The organism is Enterococcus sp. DIV2453a, from assembly GCF_050533535.1.
GTDB classification, from domain to species: domain Bacteria; phylum Bacillota; class Bacilli; order Lactobacillales; family Enterococcaceae; genus Enterococcus; species Enterococcus faecalis.
In genome coordinates this window covers 1,718,220-1,734,186 of record NZ_CP172899.1, presented here as the reverse complement: position 1 = coordinate 1,734,186, position 15,967 = coordinate 1,718,220, and the positions used below count along the sequence as shown (strand labels likewise).

Sequence of the window (15,967 nt, the reverse complement as noted above, 5' to 3'; positions counted from 1 at the left end):
AATATCAAATATCTTGATGAAAATACTATGTTCTAAGAGGGAGGGGGTACTTTTTGAACAATGAAGACTTAGTCTTAAAAATGATACTGGATGAATCTGGCTTTTCACAAGGATTAAATTCAGCAGTAAAAAAGTTACAAGGCTTTGATGTTGAAGTTGATAGAACAGGACAAAAAGGCGGCCGATCTCTTGGGAGCATATGGACGTCTTTTGTTGGTAACTTTTTAGCTAGCGGAGCAACTAAAATTATCTCTAAAGGTATTGGATTGATTACCAGCAACATCGACGGGGCCATTAATCGTGTAGATACGTTAAATAACGCAAATCGTGTGTTTGAAAATATGGGCTTTTCAGCTGGTGAAACATCTAAAACAATGGATAGCTTAAAGAAAAGTATCCAAGGGCTGCCTACGCCGTTAGATAGCGCTATTAAAGGTGTTCAATTAATCGCTTCATCAACAAATGATTTAGGGAAGTCAGAACAGATTTTCGCAGCTTTAAATAACGGTATCCTCGGTTTTGGTGGTTCTGCTGAAATGGTAGAAAATGCTATTATTCAGCTTTCACAGTCATTTTCTAATGGTAAAGTAGATGCGCAAACTTGGAACTCAATGATTAACAGTGGTTTGGGTCCAGCGTTGAATGCTTTGGCGAAACAAATGGGATTAACAGCTGGTCAGATGAAAGAAGGTCTTTCCGATGGCTCAATTTCAGTTGAAGAATTCCAAGATGCTTTAATCAAATTAAATAAAGAAGGCGGTGGCGGTCTTAAATCATTAGAACAGATTGCTAAAGATTCTACCGCTGGTATTAAAACAGGTTTAGCTAACATGAAGACTGCAATCGTCCGTGGTGTGGCCAACGTTGTAACTAAAATTGACGAAGGTTTAAAAAGTGCGGGTTTTGGAAGTATAAGTGAAATCATTGCTGACAAAGGGGCAAAAATGGAAGCAGCTTTATCTAAATTTGCCGAGATGATTCCGCCAATGATAAAAACAGCCAAAACATTGTATGATACGTTAAAACCTTATGCACCATTGCTTGCAGGTTTAGCTGGCAGCATTGGAACGTTGATGCTTGTGAATAAAGTGAATGCAGCATTTAAAGCTTGGAGGGAAGGTACAGAAGCACTTTCGATAGCTCAAGCAATTTTAAATAAGACAATGCTATCAAATCCTTTTGTCGCAATCTTAACTGCTGTAGTAGGGTTAGTCACAGCGTTTATTTATCTATGGAAAACTAATGAAGGCTTTAGAGATGTTGTCAAAAACATTTGGAAAAATATACAGGAGGTCATCTCAAGCGCTGCTGATGTAGTTGTAAAAGCCTGGAATTCCACAATGGAATTTTTCAGCAACATGTGGGATGGCACAAAAGAGGCTTTTTCGAATGCTGGCACATGGATGAAAGAAGCACCTGGAAATGCAGCCGACTGGGTTAAAAATAAGTGGAACGGTACCAAGGAATTTTTCAGTGGACTTTGGAATTCAACAAAAGAAGGCTCAAAAAATACATGGGAAAATATTAAACAAAGTGCTGCTGACAGTGCTAAAAGTGTTGGAGAAAGTTTTAAAAATGGCTTTGATAATGTGAAAGATTGGTTTAAGGGTGTTGGAAAATCAATATCAGATGTTTTCACAACAGCATTTGATTTTGTTTGGAAATATATTGGTCCATATGTAACAGGAATCAAAAATGCGTTTAAAATGGTTGTTAACGCTATGAAAGCGAACATTGAAAATGTCAAAATGATCGCTGAAAATGTCGTCACCATTCTAAAAAATGTTCTATTAGCTCCAATTCTTTTCATTACATCAATGATCACAGGTGGATGGGAAGAGGCAAAAGAAAACATGATTGCCGTTTGGGATAATATTGCTGAAGCTGCTCAGACTATTTGGTTCGGGATTAAAAATATCTTTTATAACACTGTTACAGCTATTTCCTATTCAGTCACTTCTATTTTCAATGGATTGATGTTGACAATTAAAAAGATTTGGATTGATGTGAAGTTATTTTTCACCTTACTCTGGATTGACATTAAATATGGAGCAATCAACGTTTGGATTGAAATTAAATATTCTATCATCGAAACGTGGATAAATATTAAATTTGAAGCAATTAGAATATGGGAAAGTTTGAAAACTTGGTTCTTTGAAACAGTAGAAAACATTAAAAATGGTGTAATTGATGGTTGGAATAGCTTAAAACAAGGCACAGTTGATACATTTAACGCAACTGTTCAATGGTCAAAAGATACCTGGAATAATTTTAAACAGTGGATTGTTGATCTTGTGACAGGTATAAAAGACGGCATCATTAACGGTTGGGAAAACTTAAAACAGGGAACAGTTAATATTTTCAACAATTTGGTACAAGGTGCTAAAAATGCGTGGAATAATCTTAAAAGAAGCGTTAGTGATACAGTTGAAAATGTGAAGCAAACCTTTAATGATATGCGCCATATCGATTTATTTGAAATTGGTAAAAATATTATCCAAGGATTAGTTAACGGTATTGGTTCAATGATTGGTGCTGTGAATAAAAAAATTAAAGAAGTTGCTGGTAATATTAAAGAAAAAATCAAAGGTGCTTTAGGCATTCATTCACCTTCAAGATGGATGCGGGATATGATTGGTAAAAATATTGTATTAGGTGTTGTAGCTGGTATTGACCAAGAAAAAGGAACGCTTGACAAATCAGTGAAAAAAATGACTGATTTACCAACAGAGTTACCAAATTTTTCTACTACTGGCAGATATATCAACCAACAAGGAGCTCAAACAGAAAGCTTAGCTAAAAATAAAGGTAATGCTACGACTAATATTGGCGGTGATACTTTCAATATCAATATACAAGCTATGGGAAAATTAAATGAAAAACAATTAATGGATATGGCTAAAGACCTCGTTAAGTATATTCAAATTGTTAAAAATAGAGATAGTGATGCAACGGGGGGTGCTTTTGGTGGAATTTAAAAGAGGACAGTTTTTTCTTAATGGAAAACATAGTTCTGAATTCAATGTATTTATGAGAGAAAGACCTGAACGACTTTCTGCAGGACGTGTGGTAGAGCTTAGGGAGCGAATGGGTAATGATTCAATAGCCGTTGATTTTGCATATTATAAAAATGTAGAACGTACCATTACATGCTATGCGAAAGCAAATACTTTACAAGAAGTTTCTTTTTTAGAAGATGAAATTTCCTTTTGGCTCGATATGGGAAACTATTCTGATTTTATTGTCTATTTTGATGAGCATTATATTTATCAGGCGATTGTAACGAGTCCACCAAAATTTACAGGAACAAGAAAAAGCGGGGTTTTAATTCCTTTTGAATTTACTGTAAGTATCCGACCTTTTAAGAAAAATCGTATTGGCCAATATTGGATAAGTAATCCTAATCAGTTAATCAATACAGAAAAATATCCTTCAGAACCCATTATTCATATTTTGGGGTCTGGGGATATTTCTTTTTTTATCAATAATCAATCATATTCATTAAAAGCAATTAACGGTGACATCATTATAGATTCAGAAAAACAAGAAGCTTATAGAAAATCAGGTGGAGCATTTGAAATCTTGGATCATAAAACACTTTTTAAAGATTATCCGATTTTAAAATGTGGAGAGAATAATTTTCGCTGGACTGGTAAAGTAACAGAGTTTAAGGTTCAGCCGAATTGGAGGCGAAAGGTTTGATTCCAGTTATTTTTAAACCTGGAGAAAAAGATTTTTCAACAAATGGATTAGGACGTCTTGTTGATGCGACACGTTGCGAAATCACTGAAGAAGCAAACGGAAAATATGAACTAGAAATGGACTATCCAGCGATTAGCAGATTTAGTGATTATTTCGAAAATGGCTATCAAATTAAAGCAAAGCCAAATGACTTAGAAGAATACCACATTTTTGAGATCAAACAAACGTTTAAAGATACTTTTACTAATAGCATTGTTATTTATGCCCAATCTCGTACTTATAAGCTAGGAAACAGACAAGTGAGGCTAGTAACAGTTGATAATCGTAATGGTGCAGAAGCAATGAAATTAATCGAACAGAACATGGACGAACCTTGTGATATCAAACTATATTCTGATATAAATACAGCTTCTAGCACTACATTTGAAGCTAGAAATGTATTGAATTGTATTGCAGGGGAACAAGGTTCTCTACTTCAATACTGGGGCGGAGAAATAAAACGAGAGCCTTTTAAATTATCTTTGCTAAGGCGTAGAGGACGAGATAACGTTGGAACTGTTCGTTATGGTAAAGATTTAAAAGGATTAACCATTAAATTTGATTGGCAATCAATTGTTACTAAAGTTTTGCCATTTGCAGAGCTTCAAAGTGGAGCAGACGGAACTTCTCAACGGATTTATGGAAATGCAGTTAAAAGCGAATATATCAGTAAGTATCCTGATGTTTACGCTCAATACATTCAGTTTACTGAAGATCAAGGAGTAAAAGATATAGCTAGCTTAAATAAAGTGGCAAGTAAATACTTCACTACATTATATCCAGGAAGTGATAAGCCTAAAGTTTCTATTGAATTAGAAATTGAGAAACTTACAGATTCAGAAGAAGCAAAAGAATTTGCTAAGATGCGTAACTATAATTTATTCGATACATTCACTGTATACCACAAGCTTTATGATATTGACATTCAAACGAAAGTTACAGGAATTGTCTATGATGCTTTAGCAGAAAAAACAATAAAAATCACTGCGGGAGATATCCAAGTTGCTTTTTATAAACAGCAAAGCCAAGACTTTCAAGAAGCTATAAAAACATTGACAAAAAAAGAGTATATGAGTGATTTTGTAGATTATATTACTAATTTGATTAACGGTGTTGAAGGTGGAAGTATACTTCAATATCCTAAAAATCGACCTAATACCCATTATTACTTAGATACGGAATCCACGGATACTGCAAAAGATGTGATTGCAATTAATAACAAAGGAATTGGATTCTCAAGAACTGGCTGGAAAGGTACATTTAAAAATGCGTGGGGAATTAATGGAGTATTGAATGCGGACTTTATAGGAGCTGGCAAAATAAAATCTAATATTTTTGAAACATCATTTAATAGCTGTGGAGATATTTTACGTATGGTAAACGGTACTTTACAAGCTTGGAATAATAAGAAAAAAATCATGGAATTAACTAAAAAAGGGATGGAGTTTTGGAATGGTAATAGTCACGTTGGCACGATGGGAACAAAGGGAAATCCTTTTCCAGGGTTAGCAGATAAAAATGGAAATCCTGTAGTTTCTGATGGGAATTCATTACTATTAGTCGCAGATAATCCCCAAAAAATTATTGGTTTGTCTAACCAATCAGGCACAGGACATTTAATTACTGGTCCTACACAGTTTTTTGTTGGAAATAATTTTAACTTTTTTGGTCCAAATGGAAGTAAAGCAATTCTGACAGTTGATCGATTGATTGTGGGCGGCAAAGAAGTTATACCTGGTCAAAATGGTGGTGGCGGTTCTGGAGCTGGAACAGGTGGTTATCCATCAGAAGTTACAAGCGATGCAGATAAATTTGCTTGGGACTTATGGAGTTACCTATTAGCTAACGGATACAGCAAAGCAGCTGCTGCAGGTATCCTTGGAAATGTACAAGGAGAAGTTGGTCCAAGTATGAACCCAGATACCGAACAAATAGGCGGTCCAGCTTACGGATGGGTTCAATGGGACGGTTCAGCATATCCATTGGTAGGTGCACCAACTTGGAATGGCCGAGAATATGTACAACGCTTAATCGCAGCTGCAGGTATCAAACAAGACTATAGGACGTCATTAGCCCAAGCTCAATTAATTAATTGGTGTATGTTCAATGGGCAATGGTTAGGACAAGTAAGTCCATTAACAGTTGATGAATTTAAAGTTGTCAGCTCGCCTAAAACAGCTGCTTATGCGTTTGAATTAAACTTTGAACGTCCAGCTGCAGCACATCCAGAAAGACAAACCTATGCACAAGTATGGTATGACAAATTCAAAGATTTGAAAGCTTCTACTGCAACAGGAAAAGCTGGCATAGAACATTTGGAGACCTTAATGGGCAAATGGCTTGGTAATGGGCAATGTTATGCCGTTCCAGCCGAATATTCTGGTTTTATGGGCGGCTGTGGTTTAGGTGCAGGAACAATTTATGGCTTTTCACATGTAATTGGTGATACATCATCTGCTGCAGATATTGGTGAAGCATATGATTGGAATGCGGTAGGTTGGCGAGTAATCCAAAATCCAACGTATCAAGATTTAGTGGTAGGAGCAATCGTCAATATTAGACGAGGTGGCCAATGGGGAACAGGTTGGACAGTAGACCCAACATATGGTCACACGGGCGTGATTTACGGCTTAAATAACGGACGTATCCAAACCATAGAACAGAACGCCGAGCAAGGGCAAATTGTCGCAAAATATGACCGATTATATTTTGCTAATTCTATTCAATCGATTGTTATTCCACCAAAATAACGAAAGGAGGATTTTTCAATGGTTAAATGGCAAGCAACGCTAAGTACAACTGAACCTTACAATTACATTGGGATTCAGAATGTACGACAAGGAAATCGAAACACAGAAGTCTTAGAAGCCATACTAGTTGAAAATGCTTGGCCACTTGATTTAACAGGTTGCGAAGTTTTTTTTGAATCGGTTATTGATAATAAATATCCGATTCAACGTTCAGCAAAAATTGTGAATGCCAAAAAAGGGATTATTCAGTATACCTTTGATGAATATTCTATGCAGTCGTTACACAGACAAGAAGCATATTTCAGTATTCATAAAGGTGATAACCTGATTGGTGCAACGCAAAACTTTTCTTACTTTGTAGTGAATGCTGCTTCGAAAACAGAAGGTGAAATGGGTTCTTATTGGCAGTCCATTGAAGATTTAATCGCGGACATGAACGCTTTTATCAACGAAAATAAGGGTGATTTTACTGATTGGATGAATGCTAGAAAAGAAGAGTTCGAAGCGTGGCGAGATGCGCAAAAAACAGATTTCACTTCATGGTTCGAATCAATCAAAGATATTTTAAAAACGATTGATCCTGGCGGTACGATGTTAGCCGAGCTAATGGATGCACGTGTAGACATTCAAGGAGTGCGCCATAATTCAATTTCTGAACGTTTATTGGCAGATATGGAATATTTGTATCAGAAATTAGAGAAACGCTTATATACGTTAGAATATGGCGAAATAAGTGACTTGATTATTTTACAAGATGATGCTTTTTCACTGAATCATGAAACAGAAATTGTTGGAACAGTTGATTATCCTGCGATCGATGGGGCATTGGTTATCGCAACAGTTGATGATACAAAACAGAACGCTTATGTGTTTGAAAAAGTGGGTGAAATAAGTGGTTAAAGCAAAACGAATGATGGAAACCGATGAAAATGGCGTGGAACGTCAGTTTTATCCTATTACACATGCATCCGCTGTTCGAGGATTAGAAAAAATTATTGCGGGTCAATCAAAAGTATTATCTGTTAATGGATATACTGGGGCAGTAATTATCACTAAAGCAGATCTAGGCTTAGAAAATGCACTGACAGAACTTCCTTATGCGACAGAAGAAACAGACGGTATTATCACTGCTGAAATGTTTCAACGGTTGTCAAATGGCGAGGGAGGCGTGTACATTCTTCCAATCGCTACCGCAGATGAACTGGGCGGAATAAAGGTTGGCCAACTGTTAGAAATTACAGAAGACGGAACGTTGTCTGCGGTAAAGCAAACAGATCAAAATTTCACCACTGAACTAAAATCGAAACTGGAAGAGTTGAAAGGTTATACTGCTGGAGCGAATATTTCTATTTCAGAAGATGGTGTTATTTCAGCAACTGGTGGTGGCGATGGCGGCGGAGTGAATCAACAATATGTTGACCAAAAAGTTCAAGAAGCCATTGACAGAATACCTGATATTACGTTTGAGAGAGTAGGGGAAGTTGAATGACAGATATTGTTAAAGTAAAACAAGGAGGAACACAGGTATTTCCTCAAACACATTGGAATGCTGTGGAAGGGAAACCAGAAGTATTGAAAGGTGAAAAGGGAGACCCAGGTCCACAAGGTCCAAAAGGAGATAAAGGAGACGTTGGTCCGCAAGGTCCAGCAGGGCAAAATGCAACAACGACAGACGTTGCAACCTCAATAAAAAATGGCTTGATGTCTAAAGAAGATAAAACAAAGCTAGATGGATTGCCAGCAATTACGTTTGAAAAGGTAGGGGAAGTGTAATGACAACAGATATTGTTCAATTAAAAGAAAAAGGAAAACCAGTCTATCTTAAAACACATACTGCCGCAATTGATGGGCTTGAATCTTATATAAAAAAAATAGATGCGGACAAAGCATATCAAAAAATTACCAAAAAAGAACCGTTGTGGACAGGTGCATGGTATGGCGGAGCTGCAGGAAATGGGCAAGTACCTTCTAAGTCTCTTTCACAGTGTGAGAATGGTTGGATTTTACAATGGCAAGAATATACCAAAGAAGGAGCTTTGAACGGTGCGTGTTATCACTTTTTCTTAGTGCCTAAACAGCATGCGCAGAATCCAGGTTCTGGGGGAGTTATTTTCCTTTTACATGGATACTATACTAATTTAGTACGGAAATATTTATATATTAAGGATACTAAAATTACTGGAAACGACTTAAATGCCTCTTCTAGTGATACGGCTGGTTCAGGCAGTAAAATGTTTGCGTTAAGTGCGATTTATGAATACTAGGAGGAAAGAGAACATGAAAATTTGGATTGATGATATTCAAGGTTATTTAGACGGATATTCCACAATGGAACAACCGAATAAAATTGAACTTGAAGTAGAAAAAGAGCCAACAGATTTTTTTAATTATCGCTGGGACGGAACAAGCTTAATATACGATCCTGATAATGTGCCAGAACCAGAGCCAACGCTACCTACGGAATTGGAACTTTTACAAAAGCAAAATGCGGAATTAATGAAGCAAGTTTCTCAGCAGAATCAAGTTATTCAACAAACACAAAGAATGACTGGCGAATTGATGAAACAAGTCGCTGAACTTACGAAAGGAGCGGAATAAGATGAAAACGAATGCTTTTCCAGGTTTCGATAATATTAAACAGTTGTATGATTGGAATTGTTATACAAAACAAGATTTAGTAGATTACGTGAATATGAATTGCTTAACAAAAGAAGAATACACAAAAATTTGTGGGGAACCGTTTAGCGAAAGCTAAGCGGTTTTTCTTGTAAGTAGAAAGTAGGTGCAGGATGAACTTAACAGTAGAACAATGGTTAGCAGTGATTACATTCTTAGGCGGAATTATTTTCGCATTAATGAAATTTTATCATGTCTTTTCTCAATTAGAAGATAGCATGAAAGAACTAAAGGAAGCTGTTGAACGTTTAAATAACCATGAAATACGCATTAGCCGATTGGAAGAGCAAAATAAAACCCTCTTTAGAGGGATTGGAGGAAATAAAAATGATTAATTGGAAATCAAGAATAAAGAACAAACAATTTTGGCTTTCGATTATTCCAGCAGTTCTATTATTAATTCAAGTAGTAGCCGTTCCTTTTGGATATAAATTTCAAATTGAAATGATTAATAAGCAACTGCTAGATGTTGTTAATGCATTATTTGTTGTGCTAACTATTCTAGGTATTGTGACAGATCCCACAACACCTGGATTATCAGATAGGAAAGGAGATAAATAAATGAAAAAGAAACTATTGGCAACATTACTGGTAGTCTTATTTTTTGTATCACCAGTTAGCACATTTGCTGCAAAAGGAGACCAAGGCGTTGATTTGTCTATTTGGAATGGGTATCAAGCAACATTTGGTTATGCACATGATAAATTCTCAATTTCACAAATTGGTGGGCAAAACAACTATGGGATTTATGATCAAGTTACTTATTCTAGTCAAGTAGCTAGTACGATTGCTCAAGGTAAACGAGCGCATACGTATGTATGGTGGCAAAATGTTCTTACCTATGAAAATGCAAAGCAAGTATTAGATTACTTTTTACCTAAAGTTCAAACACCAAAGGGATCAATTGTCGCCTTAGATGCGGAAGACGGCGTTCAATCGACGGATGTAACGCTATGGGCGTTAGACTACATCAAAGAGGCTGGATATACACCGATGCTTTACGGATACAAAGGGTATCTTACTTCAGCTTATGATCTATCACGAATTGCAAAGAAGTATCAATTATGGATGGCAGAATATCCAGATTATGAAGTGACACCTTATCCAAATTACAATTATTTTCCTTCATTTGAAAATATCGGTATTTTTCAGTTCACGTCAACCTACGTTGCAGGAGGGCTAGATGGTAACGTTGATTTAACAGGTATTACCGATAATGGTTATACAAAAAATAACCAACCAGAAACAAACACACCAGCTATTGAAGAAGGTAAAGAAGTTGAAAAAACACCTACTTCTGCAGTAAAAGTTGGTGATACCGTCAAAGTAAAATTTAATGTAGATGCTTGGGCAACTGGCGAAGCTATTCCAGATTGGGTAAAAGGAAACAGCTATAAAGTGCAAGAAGTAACTGGAAGCAGAGTATTGCTAGAAGGTATCTTGTCATGGATTAGCAAAGGCGATATTGAATTATTGCCAGATGCGGCAACTGTTCCTGATAAACAACCAGAAGCGACTCATGTGGTACAATATGGCGAAACATTATCAAGCATTGCTTATCAATACGGAACAAACTATCAAACATTGGCTGCATTAAATGGATTGACAAATCCAAATCTTATTTACCCTGGCCAAATTTTGAAAGTAAATGGATCAGTAGTAAGCAACATTTACACAGTTCAATACGGTGATAATTTATCAAGTATTGCAGCTAAGCTTGGTACGACTTATCAAACCTTAGCTGCATTAAACGGATTAGCAAATCCTAACTTGATTTATCCTGGTCAAACATTGAGCCATTGATTTTTTGCAAAATCAGTTGAAATTTAGAGGTAGCTCATTTACAATAGAGTTACCTTTTCATATTATGACTCTTTTCGATTTAGAAAAGAGGTGCTCCTATCTTATGACAAGTTCTTAGGTAGGAGCATTTTAATTTTACTAATAAGTAGCTTAGTTTAAAGCTATTGTATTACATAAGAAAACACCTACCACAGATGCACGTACTTCCCCAAGCAGTTGACTGTGCGGTAGGTGTTTTTTTTAGATTTTACTTGTTAATCATAACCGATTTTCTTTTTTTATAACAAGGTTAAGCTTGAATTTATGAAAAGGATAATGTGTACGGAATTTATCCTAATAAAAATAGAATTAGACTATTTCTAAGCTACTATTACTTGAGAACAGTTTCCTTTTAAATAAGTGGAAAAGTGTAGTATAGCTACTTTAGCGATATTCCTTAATATCCCAGTTCTAATTTAAAGCCAAACACAATTTTGTTAATAAGTCGTGAATGATTTTATTGGTTGAATTAACAAAACTAATTTGCTAGAATAATAAAGCAATTACTTGTAGTAAAAGACTACAGGCCCCTTGTATCATAATTGTGCAAGGGGGTTTTTGTATCGTATATTTATATTTCATGTCTAGAGTAGATGGATTATAACCTTTTTATAGTATTGGTCCATCATGTTTTAATACACTCATTTGCTTTATAGGAAATAGTATGGTATTATAAATAAGTAATCAATTTTGACATGTAACGAGAGCGCTATACATAAGACTATAATTCTCCTTTTGCTTATCAAACATTTTTTGCAACAAATCGCATACAGGGTATGCACAAGGAGGAAACATATATGAACAACGGTACAGTAAAGTGGTTTAACTCAGACAAAGGTTTTGGATTTATTACAGGTGAAGATGGCAATGATGTATTTGCTCATTTTTCAGCAATTCAAGCGGATGGTTTTAAGTCATTAGAAGAAGGACAAGCAGTAACTTTTGATATTGAAGAAGGACAGCGCGGTATGCAAGCTGTTAATATTTTTAAAGCATAATAAAGGTTTTGGTAAAACGTTCCAATTTAATTGGAACGTTTTTTTTATAAGATTAAATTGATAGGCTCTGAATGTTGAAAACGAAAGGAGATCATCATATGGGATTTGGAACATGGAAAGAAGTTATACCATCAGATAAAAGTAAACAGTTTGAAGAAGGACAGAAAGTATCATTTATTTACAGAAAAGAAATTAGAAGTGGTATAATAGCTGTTTTATTAATTAATTCAGCAGTAATTAATATTATAGACAGTTCTAAGCCAAAAAACAAAAAAGAAAAAACAGTAATTAGTTATGAGAAACTATTATCGATGTACCAATAAAAAGACCCTAGTTTAGATTAGGGTCTTTGTGTTAAACTTAAGACAAGGATTTATGGCATACTCTTTTTTCTAAACAGATTCTTTACATGTTAAAGGATCTGTTATTTTTTATTTAAAAATTGTTAGCTTAGCTAGTTAGAGCATACGGCTCATGACCATTAGGTTGATGGTTCGAATTTATCATAGTAGTTAAAACGAAATTATCTTGTGTATATAGAAAACACCTACTTAAGACGCACAATACTTCCCCAAGTTGTGTATGTTTAGTAGGTGTTTTTAATACAGTTGTATATTTGAATTATAAATAAAATACAATTGTTTTGTAAAATGAAAACTTGAAATTAAAAAAAGAAAGAGGTAAAATATCTTTACCAAACAATTTTATTTTTCATTTTATTACTACCTCTTGTCGCCTTACCCCAATGAGGCGGCTTTTTTTACATAAAAATATTGAACTCAAAAAATAGATATTGTAAAATATCTATACATATTTAAACTCTTATTTTTTCACGCAGACCGCCTTTTCTCAATAAGGTGGTCGTTTTTTTGTTGAAAATTGAAAATCAGTAAAGTAAAATTGTTATATATTAAGCTATAACTAGTAAGAACTATTTTATCCCCAATAAGCTAGTTATTACTTGGACCATTAGCTCAGCTGGTTAGAGCAAATGGCTCATGACTATTCGGTCGATGGTTCGAATTCATCATGGTCGATAATAGAATTAGACAGGTAGTGAATTATTTTGAAAAGAACAGGAATTCTCTTAGTGAATTTAGGAACACCAAAAGATTCTTCCAAGACGGAAGTAAGGAAGTATTTAAAAACTTTTTTATCAGATAGAAGAGTAATAAAAATACATCCTATAATTTGGAAACCGATTTTGAACGGTATTATCTTGAATATACGTCCAAAAAAATCAGCAAAACTCTATCAAAAAATTTGTACTGAAAATGGATTTCCTCTTTTGGAATATACTGAGAAACAAATGGAAAATTTGAAAAATATATGTCCAGAAGTGGAAGTTACAATCGGAATGTCATATAGTGAACCGAGTATAGAAACTGCTCTAGATACATTATTATCAAAAGAGATTGAAGAACTCAATGTCATACCAATGTATCCGCAATACTCTGGGACAACGGTAGGATCAGTGTTTGATTCCGTTATGAATTATTTTATAAAAAGTGATAGGATAGTGGATATTAAATTTATTCGATCATTTTACAATAATCCACAGTATATAGATTACTTTTCAAAAAAAATAAATGAAGCTTTGAATGAAAGTCCAATAGATGCTATCGTTTTTTCATACCACGGAATTCCTATGTCTTATGTAAAAGATGGGGATAACTACCCGAAGGAATGTACTAAAACAACAAAATTAATAATGGATAAATTAGGAGATATTCGTTATTATCAAACCTATCAATCGAAATTTGGGCCATCTGAATGGTTAAAACCAGCAACTGATGATACCTTGAAAAAATTACCATCAAAAGGTATTAAAAATATATTAATTGTTGCACCAGGTTTTGTTGTAGACTGTCTAGAAACAATAGAAGAATTGGAACACGAAAACAGAAACTATTTTTTAGAAAATGGCGGGGAAGTCTACAAATATGTTCATCCATTTAATGGAGATATTGAATTTGCAAAATTAGTAAAGGACATTATTTCTTTGTAGTAATTTGTTTTAGTTTTTTATTTTAGTTTGAATTTGTTAAACAATTTATTCAGGGTTTGCACGAATATATTTACTGGTATAGCATATAGTAGAATTAAGCAAAAATTAAACGGCTTATCTCCAGTTCAGTTTAGGAAATAAGCCGCTTAAAAAAGCTTGATTTTTTTGCACTGCAGTTCGAGTCCTGTATGGTCCATAAAAATACGTTGTATGAAAAGTCAATTCTTTTTAGATATTTTTGACTTCCCAATTTGATATACTGCGGAAAGTATCTGAGAATTTATTTAACACATTTTTTATTTACTAAAGAAAGTAAAGATCAGAGCTGTGCAAATAGAAATGATTAAAAACATCCCAATATCATCATCTAATGTTTCAAAAACTTCAACAGGTTTCATAAAATGTTTAATTATTTTTTTCATTGTATTCACCTCAAAAAGAGAATAGAATGAAATATTCTACTTATCCATTGATATATCTAACGATTGACTTACAAAATTGAAATAAAAGTCTAAAAGTCAGTTGGTGTGATTATTATTATAATACAAAAAAGACCTCCATTCTTTTAAGAATAAGGTCTTTTTTTTCGTAGTCGCCTTCTAGGCAAACTAATTCAGTTAGCCGTATTCTAAACTCAATAAAATGTCAAATACTCATAGGTGTATTTTTACCACAAAATTTACCACAGATTTGCGGTATTATTTACATATCTTAGATTATTAAAAATGACAAAACAGCTATTTAATGCGTATTGTATGATTTTTTTGTTCCTTAAATTGTTATGGAATTTCAGATGGGGAGTGGCAAATATACGAAGAAAATTAACTATTTATAGCGGTTTTATTTTATTAGAGAGTCTCGTTAGTTTTAGTATTGTATGTGTGGTAGCAGGGATATTCTCCCTGACTATTACACAATTAATTCAGCAAAATTATCAACGGGAGCAAGAATTAACGCGCACTCGTCTAGGATACGAAGCAATTTTATTTTTAGAGCAGACGGGTGATTTACGTTTCAAAGAGCGGATATATCAAGGAGAAACTTACCGATTTTCTTTGATGGAGAACGAGGGAAGAAGGATACTAAAAGTCACAGATTCAAGAGGAGCGATTTTGATTGGTCAATAAAAAATATGCGGGTTTTACGATGTTAGAGTGTTTAGTGGCACTAGTCGTTTTAAGTTGTATGTGTCAATTGTTTCAGTTGATGATTCAACAAAGTTTTATCGGAAATCAATATTTGAAAAACAATGATTCGAAATCCTGGCATATTTTTTTAATTCAATTAGAAAAAGAATGTCAAAAGCTCGTTTTCCAAACAGGCTCTGCTCAAGAGATTTCTTTCCTCGACTCAGAAACAAACAAGACTATTTCAATTCAAATCAAAGAAGATAAAATTATTAAGCGAATCAATGGTAAAGGCTACCAACCGCTGTTAATTGGTATCAAAAATGGACAGTTTAAAAATGAAGGACAATCGTTTACTTTGGAAATTACTTTTACTTCTGGAAAAACATTTGATAGTTTTTTTCCAATAAAGGGAGAATTTTAATGAGGCAAAAATATTCAGGAAACTTATTGTTCACGGCCATGGCCTTTGTTTATTTGATGAGTTTTCTCACCCTTCAGTTACTAGAAGAACGTCAGTTAACACAAAAATTTACGCAAGCTACCCAGGAATACTATGCAGGGAAAAGTATCCTTCATTTATTTCTTGCAGATGTTAAACAAAATAGACGAAAGTTAAAAACAGAAGAAAGGCTCGTATACGCGCAAGTGACCCTCGATTATACATACAAAAATGAACAATTAAGAATAACTGTTTTATTAAACAAATCTGGTCGAAAATACCAATATCAAGAGAGAGTTTCTCATCAAAAAAAAGCGGAAACAATACTGGAATAGCGTTGTTTTTCTACAAATTATTAGATTTTAGAAGAAAGACAGTAAAGG

At 34.4% G+C, this 15,967-nt stretch carries 19 protein-coding genes and 1 tRNA gene; 19 read left to right on the top strand and 1 reads right to left on the bottom strand.

What is annotated here, in order from left to right:
* Nucleotides 1-80 precede the first annotated feature (80 nt).
* The 16 genes from IGK03_RS08565 (at nucleotide 81) to hemH (ending at nucleotide 14,015) form a co-directional block, all read left to right on the top strand.
* Nucleotides 81-2,978 carry a tape measure protein gene (locus IGK03_RS08565; protein WP_025192830.1) on the top strand — a complete coding sequence of 966 codons (2,898 nt, stop codon included), beginning with the start codon at nucleotides 81-83 and terminating at the stop codon, nucleotides 2,976-2,978.
* Nucleotides 2,968-3,702 carry a hypothetical protein gene (locus IGK03_RS08560; RefSeq protein ID WP_002380434.1) on the top strand — a complete coding sequence of 245 codons (735 nt, stop codon included), beginning with the start codon at nucleotides 2,968-2,970 and terminating at the stop codon, nucleotides 3,700-3,702. The genes IGK03_RS08565 and IGK03_RS08560 overlap by 11 nt, the downstream gene beginning before the upstream one ends.
* Nucleotides 3,684-6,491 carry a phage tail spike protein gene (locus tag IGK03_RS08555; RefSeq protein ID WP_173962363.1) on the top strand — a complete coding sequence of 936 codons (2,808 nt, stop codon included), beginning with the start codon at nucleotides 3,684-3,686 and terminating at the stop codon, nucleotides 6,489-6,491. The genes IGK03_RS08560 and IGK03_RS08555 overlap by 19 nt, the downstream gene beginning before the upstream one ends.
* Nucleotides 6,492-6,509: 18 nt before the next feature.
* Entirely contained in the window at nucleotides 6,510-7,391 is an 882-nt protein-coding gene (locus IGK03_RS08550; protein ID WP_002357044.1) for a phage baseplate upper protein, read from the top strand.
* Entirely contained in the window at nucleotides 7,384-7,980 is a 597-nt protein-coding gene (locus IGK03_RS08545; RefSeq protein ID WP_002357045.1) for a hypothetical protein, read from the top strand. The genes IGK03_RS08550 and IGK03_RS08545 overlap by 8 nt, the downstream gene beginning before the upstream one ends.
* Nucleotides 7,977-8,264 carry a collagen-like protein gene (locus IGK03_RS08540; protein WP_002357046.1) on the top strand — a complete coding sequence of 96 codons (288 nt, stop codon included), beginning with the start codon at nucleotides 7,977-7,979 and terminating at the stop codon, nucleotides 8,262-8,264. The genes IGK03_RS08545 and IGK03_RS08540 overlap by 4 nt, the downstream gene beginning before the upstream one ends.
* Nucleotides 8,264-8,755, top strand: a complete 492-nt coding sequence (locus IGK03_RS08535) for a hypothetical protein (RefSeq protein WP_002364194.1) — start codon at nucleotides 8,264-8,266, stop codon at nucleotides 8,753-8,755. Before IGK03_RS08540 ends, IGK03_RS08535 begins: the two co-directional genes overlap by 1 nt.
* 13 nt (nucleotides 8,756-8,768) lie before the next feature.
* Complete coding sequence (locus IGK03_RS08530; RefSeq protein WP_173962364.1) at nucleotides 8,769-9,089, top strand: hypothetical protein; 321 nt, start codon at nucleotides 8,769-8,771, stop codon at nucleotides 9,087-9,089.
* A 1-nt stretch (nucleotide 9,090) separates the two neighbouring features.
* Complete coding sequence (locus IGK03_RS08525; protein WP_002364192.1) at nucleotides 9,091-9,246, top strand: XkdX family protein; 156 nt, start codon at nucleotides 9,091-9,093, stop codon at nucleotides 9,244-9,246.
* A 34-nt stretch (nucleotides 9,247-9,280) separates the two neighbouring features.
* The gene (locus tag IGK03_RS08520; protein ID WP_002364191.1) at nucleotides 9,281-9,502 is read left to right on the top strand and encodes a hypothetical protein; all 222 of its coding nucleotides are present in this window, start codon (nucleotides 9,281-9,283) and stop codon (nucleotides 9,500-9,502) included.
* On the top strand, nucleotides 9,495-9,728 hold the full coding sequence (locus tag IGK03_RS08515) for a phage holin (RefSeq protein ID WP_002384371.1): 234 nt from the start codon (nucleotides 9,495-9,497) through the stop codon (nucleotides 9,726-9,728). Before IGK03_RS08520 ends, IGK03_RS08515 begins: the two co-directional genes overlap by 8 nt.
* Complete coding sequence (locus IGK03_RS08510) at nucleotides 9,729-10,970, top strand: LysM peptidoglycan-binding domain-containing protein (protein ID WP_002394567.1); 1,242 nt, start codon at nucleotides 9,729-9,731, stop codon at nucleotides 10,968-10,970.
* An 836-nt stretch (nucleotides 10,971-11,806) separates the two neighbouring features.
* The gene (locus IGK03_RS08505) at nucleotides 11,807-12,007 is read left to right on the top strand and encodes a cold-shock protein (protein ID WP_002357053.1); all 201 of its coding nucleotides are present in this window, start codon (nucleotides 11,807-11,809) and stop codon (nucleotides 12,005-12,007) included.
* A 71-nt stretch (nucleotides 12,008-12,078) separates the two neighbouring features.
* The gene (locus IGK03_RS08500; protein WP_002364188.1) at nucleotides 12,079-12,330 is read left to right on the top strand and encodes a hypothetical protein; all 252 of its coding nucleotides are present in this window, start codon (nucleotides 12,079-12,081) and stop codon (nucleotides 12,328-12,330) included.
* A 640-nt stretch (nucleotides 12,331-12,970) separates the two neighbouring features.
* Nucleotides 12,971-13,044 (top strand) — tRNA-Ile (locus tag IGK03_RS08495).
* A 29-nt stretch (nucleotides 13,045-13,073) separates the two neighbouring features.
* On the top strand, nucleotides 13,074-14,015 hold the full coding sequence (gene hemH / locus IGK03_RS08490; protein WP_002364185.1) for a ferrochelatase: 942 nt from the start codon (nucleotides 13,074-13,076) through the stop codon (nucleotides 14,013-14,015).
* Between the two features lie 296 nt (nucleotides 14,016-14,311).
* Here hemH and IGK03_RS08485 read toward each other — a convergent pair whose 3' ends face one another.
* Nucleotides 14,312-14,437 (bottom strand): hypothetical protein, encoded by a 126-nt coding sequence (locus IGK03_RS08485; protein ID WP_002364184.1) that lies wholly within the window; start codon nucleotides 14,435-14,437, stop codon nucleotides 14,312-14,314.
* Between the two features lie 333 nt (nucleotides 14,438-14,770).
* Between IGK03_RS08485 and IGK03_RS08480 the strand changes: the two genes are divergently transcribed.
* Genes IGK03_RS08480 through comGG form a run of 3 tightly spaced genes read left to right on the top strand, consistent with a single transcriptional unit; the run spans nucleotide 14,771 to nucleotide 15,919 of the window.
* Nucleotides 14,771-15,142 (top strand): type II secretion system protein, encoded by a 372-nt coding sequence (locus IGK03_RS08480; RefSeq protein ID WP_173962365.1) that lies wholly within the window; start codon nucleotides 14,771-14,773, stop codon nucleotides 15,140-15,142.
* Nucleotides 15,132-15,566, top strand: coding sequence for a competence type IV pilus minor pilin ComGF (gene comGF / locus IGK03_RS08475; protein WP_010823776.1), 435 nt, complete (start codon nucleotides 15,132-15,134; stop codon nucleotides 15,564-15,566). Before IGK03_RS08480 ends, comGF begins: the two co-directional genes overlap by 11 nt.
* A complete protein-coding gene (gene comGG / locus IGK03_RS08470; protein WP_010707382.1) occupies nucleotides 15,566-15,919 on the top strand; it encodes a competence type IV pilus minor pilin ComGG in 354 nt (117 codons plus the stop codon). The genes comGF and comGG overlap by 1 nt, the downstream gene beginning before the upstream one ends.
* The last annotated feature ends 48 nt before the right edge of the window (nucleotides 15,920-15,967 follow it).

What these genes read in the sequence shown, in the direction of transcription:
- IGK03_RS08565 (WP_025192830.1), top strand. Translation starts at nt 81, where the DNA reads ATGATACTGGATGAATCTGGCTTTTCACAAGGATTAAATTCAGCAGTA.
- IGK03_RS08550 (WP_002357044.1), top strand. Translation starts at nt 6,510, where the DNA reads ATGGTTAAATGGCAAGCAACGCTAAGTACAACTGAACCTTACAATTAC.
- IGK03_RS08540 (WP_002357046.1), top strand. Translation starts at nt 7,977, where the DNA reads ATGACAGATATTGTTAAAGTAAAACAAGGAGGAACACAGGTATTTCCT.
- IGK03_RS08535 (WP_002364194.1), top strand. Translation starts at nt 8,264, where the DNA reads ATGACAACAGATATTGTTCAATTAAAAGAAAAAGGAAAACCAGTCTAT.
- IGK03_RS08530 (WP_173962364.1), top strand. Translation starts at nt 8,769, where the DNA reads ATGAAAATTTGGATTGATGATATTCAAGGTTATTTAGACGGATATTCC.
- IGK03_RS08525 (WP_002364192.1), top strand. Translation starts at nt 9,091, where the DNA reads ATGAAAACGAATGCTTTTCCAGGTTTCGATAATATTAAACAGTTGTAT.
- IGK03_RS08520 (WP_002364191.1), top strand. Translation starts at nt 9,281, where the DNA reads ATGAACTTAACAGTAGAACAATGGTTAGCAGTGATTACATTCTTAGGC.
- IGK03_RS08515 (WP_002384371.1), top strand. Translation starts at nt 9,495, where the DNA reads ATGATTAATTGGAAATCAAGAATAAAGAACAAACAATTTTGGCTTTCG.
- IGK03_RS08510 (WP_002394567.1), top strand. Translation starts at nt 9,729, where the DNA reads ATGAAAAAGAAACTATTGGCAACATTACTGGTAGTCTTATTTTTTGTA.
- IGK03_RS08505 (WP_002357053.1), top strand. Translation starts at nt 11,807, where the DNA reads ATGAACAACGGTACAGTAAAGTGGTTTAACTCAGACAAAGGTTTTGGA.
- IGK03_RS08500 (WP_002364188.1), top strand. Translation starts at nt 12,079, where the DNA reads ATGTTGAAAACGAAAGGAGATCATCATATGGGATTTGGAACATGGAAA.
- IGK03_RS08485 (WP_002364184.1), bottom strand. Translation starts at nt 14,437, where the DNA reads ATGAAAAAAATAATTAAACATTTTATGAAACCTGTTGAAGTTTTTGAA.
- IGK03_RS08480 (WP_173962365.1), top strand. Translation starts at nt 14,771, where the DNA reads ATGATTTTTTTGTTCCTTAAATTGTTATGGAATTTCAGATGGGGAGTG.
- comGG (WP_010707382.1), top strand. Translation starts at nt 15,566, where the DNA reads ATGAGGCAAAAATATTCAGGAAACTTATTGTTCACGGCCATGGCCTTT.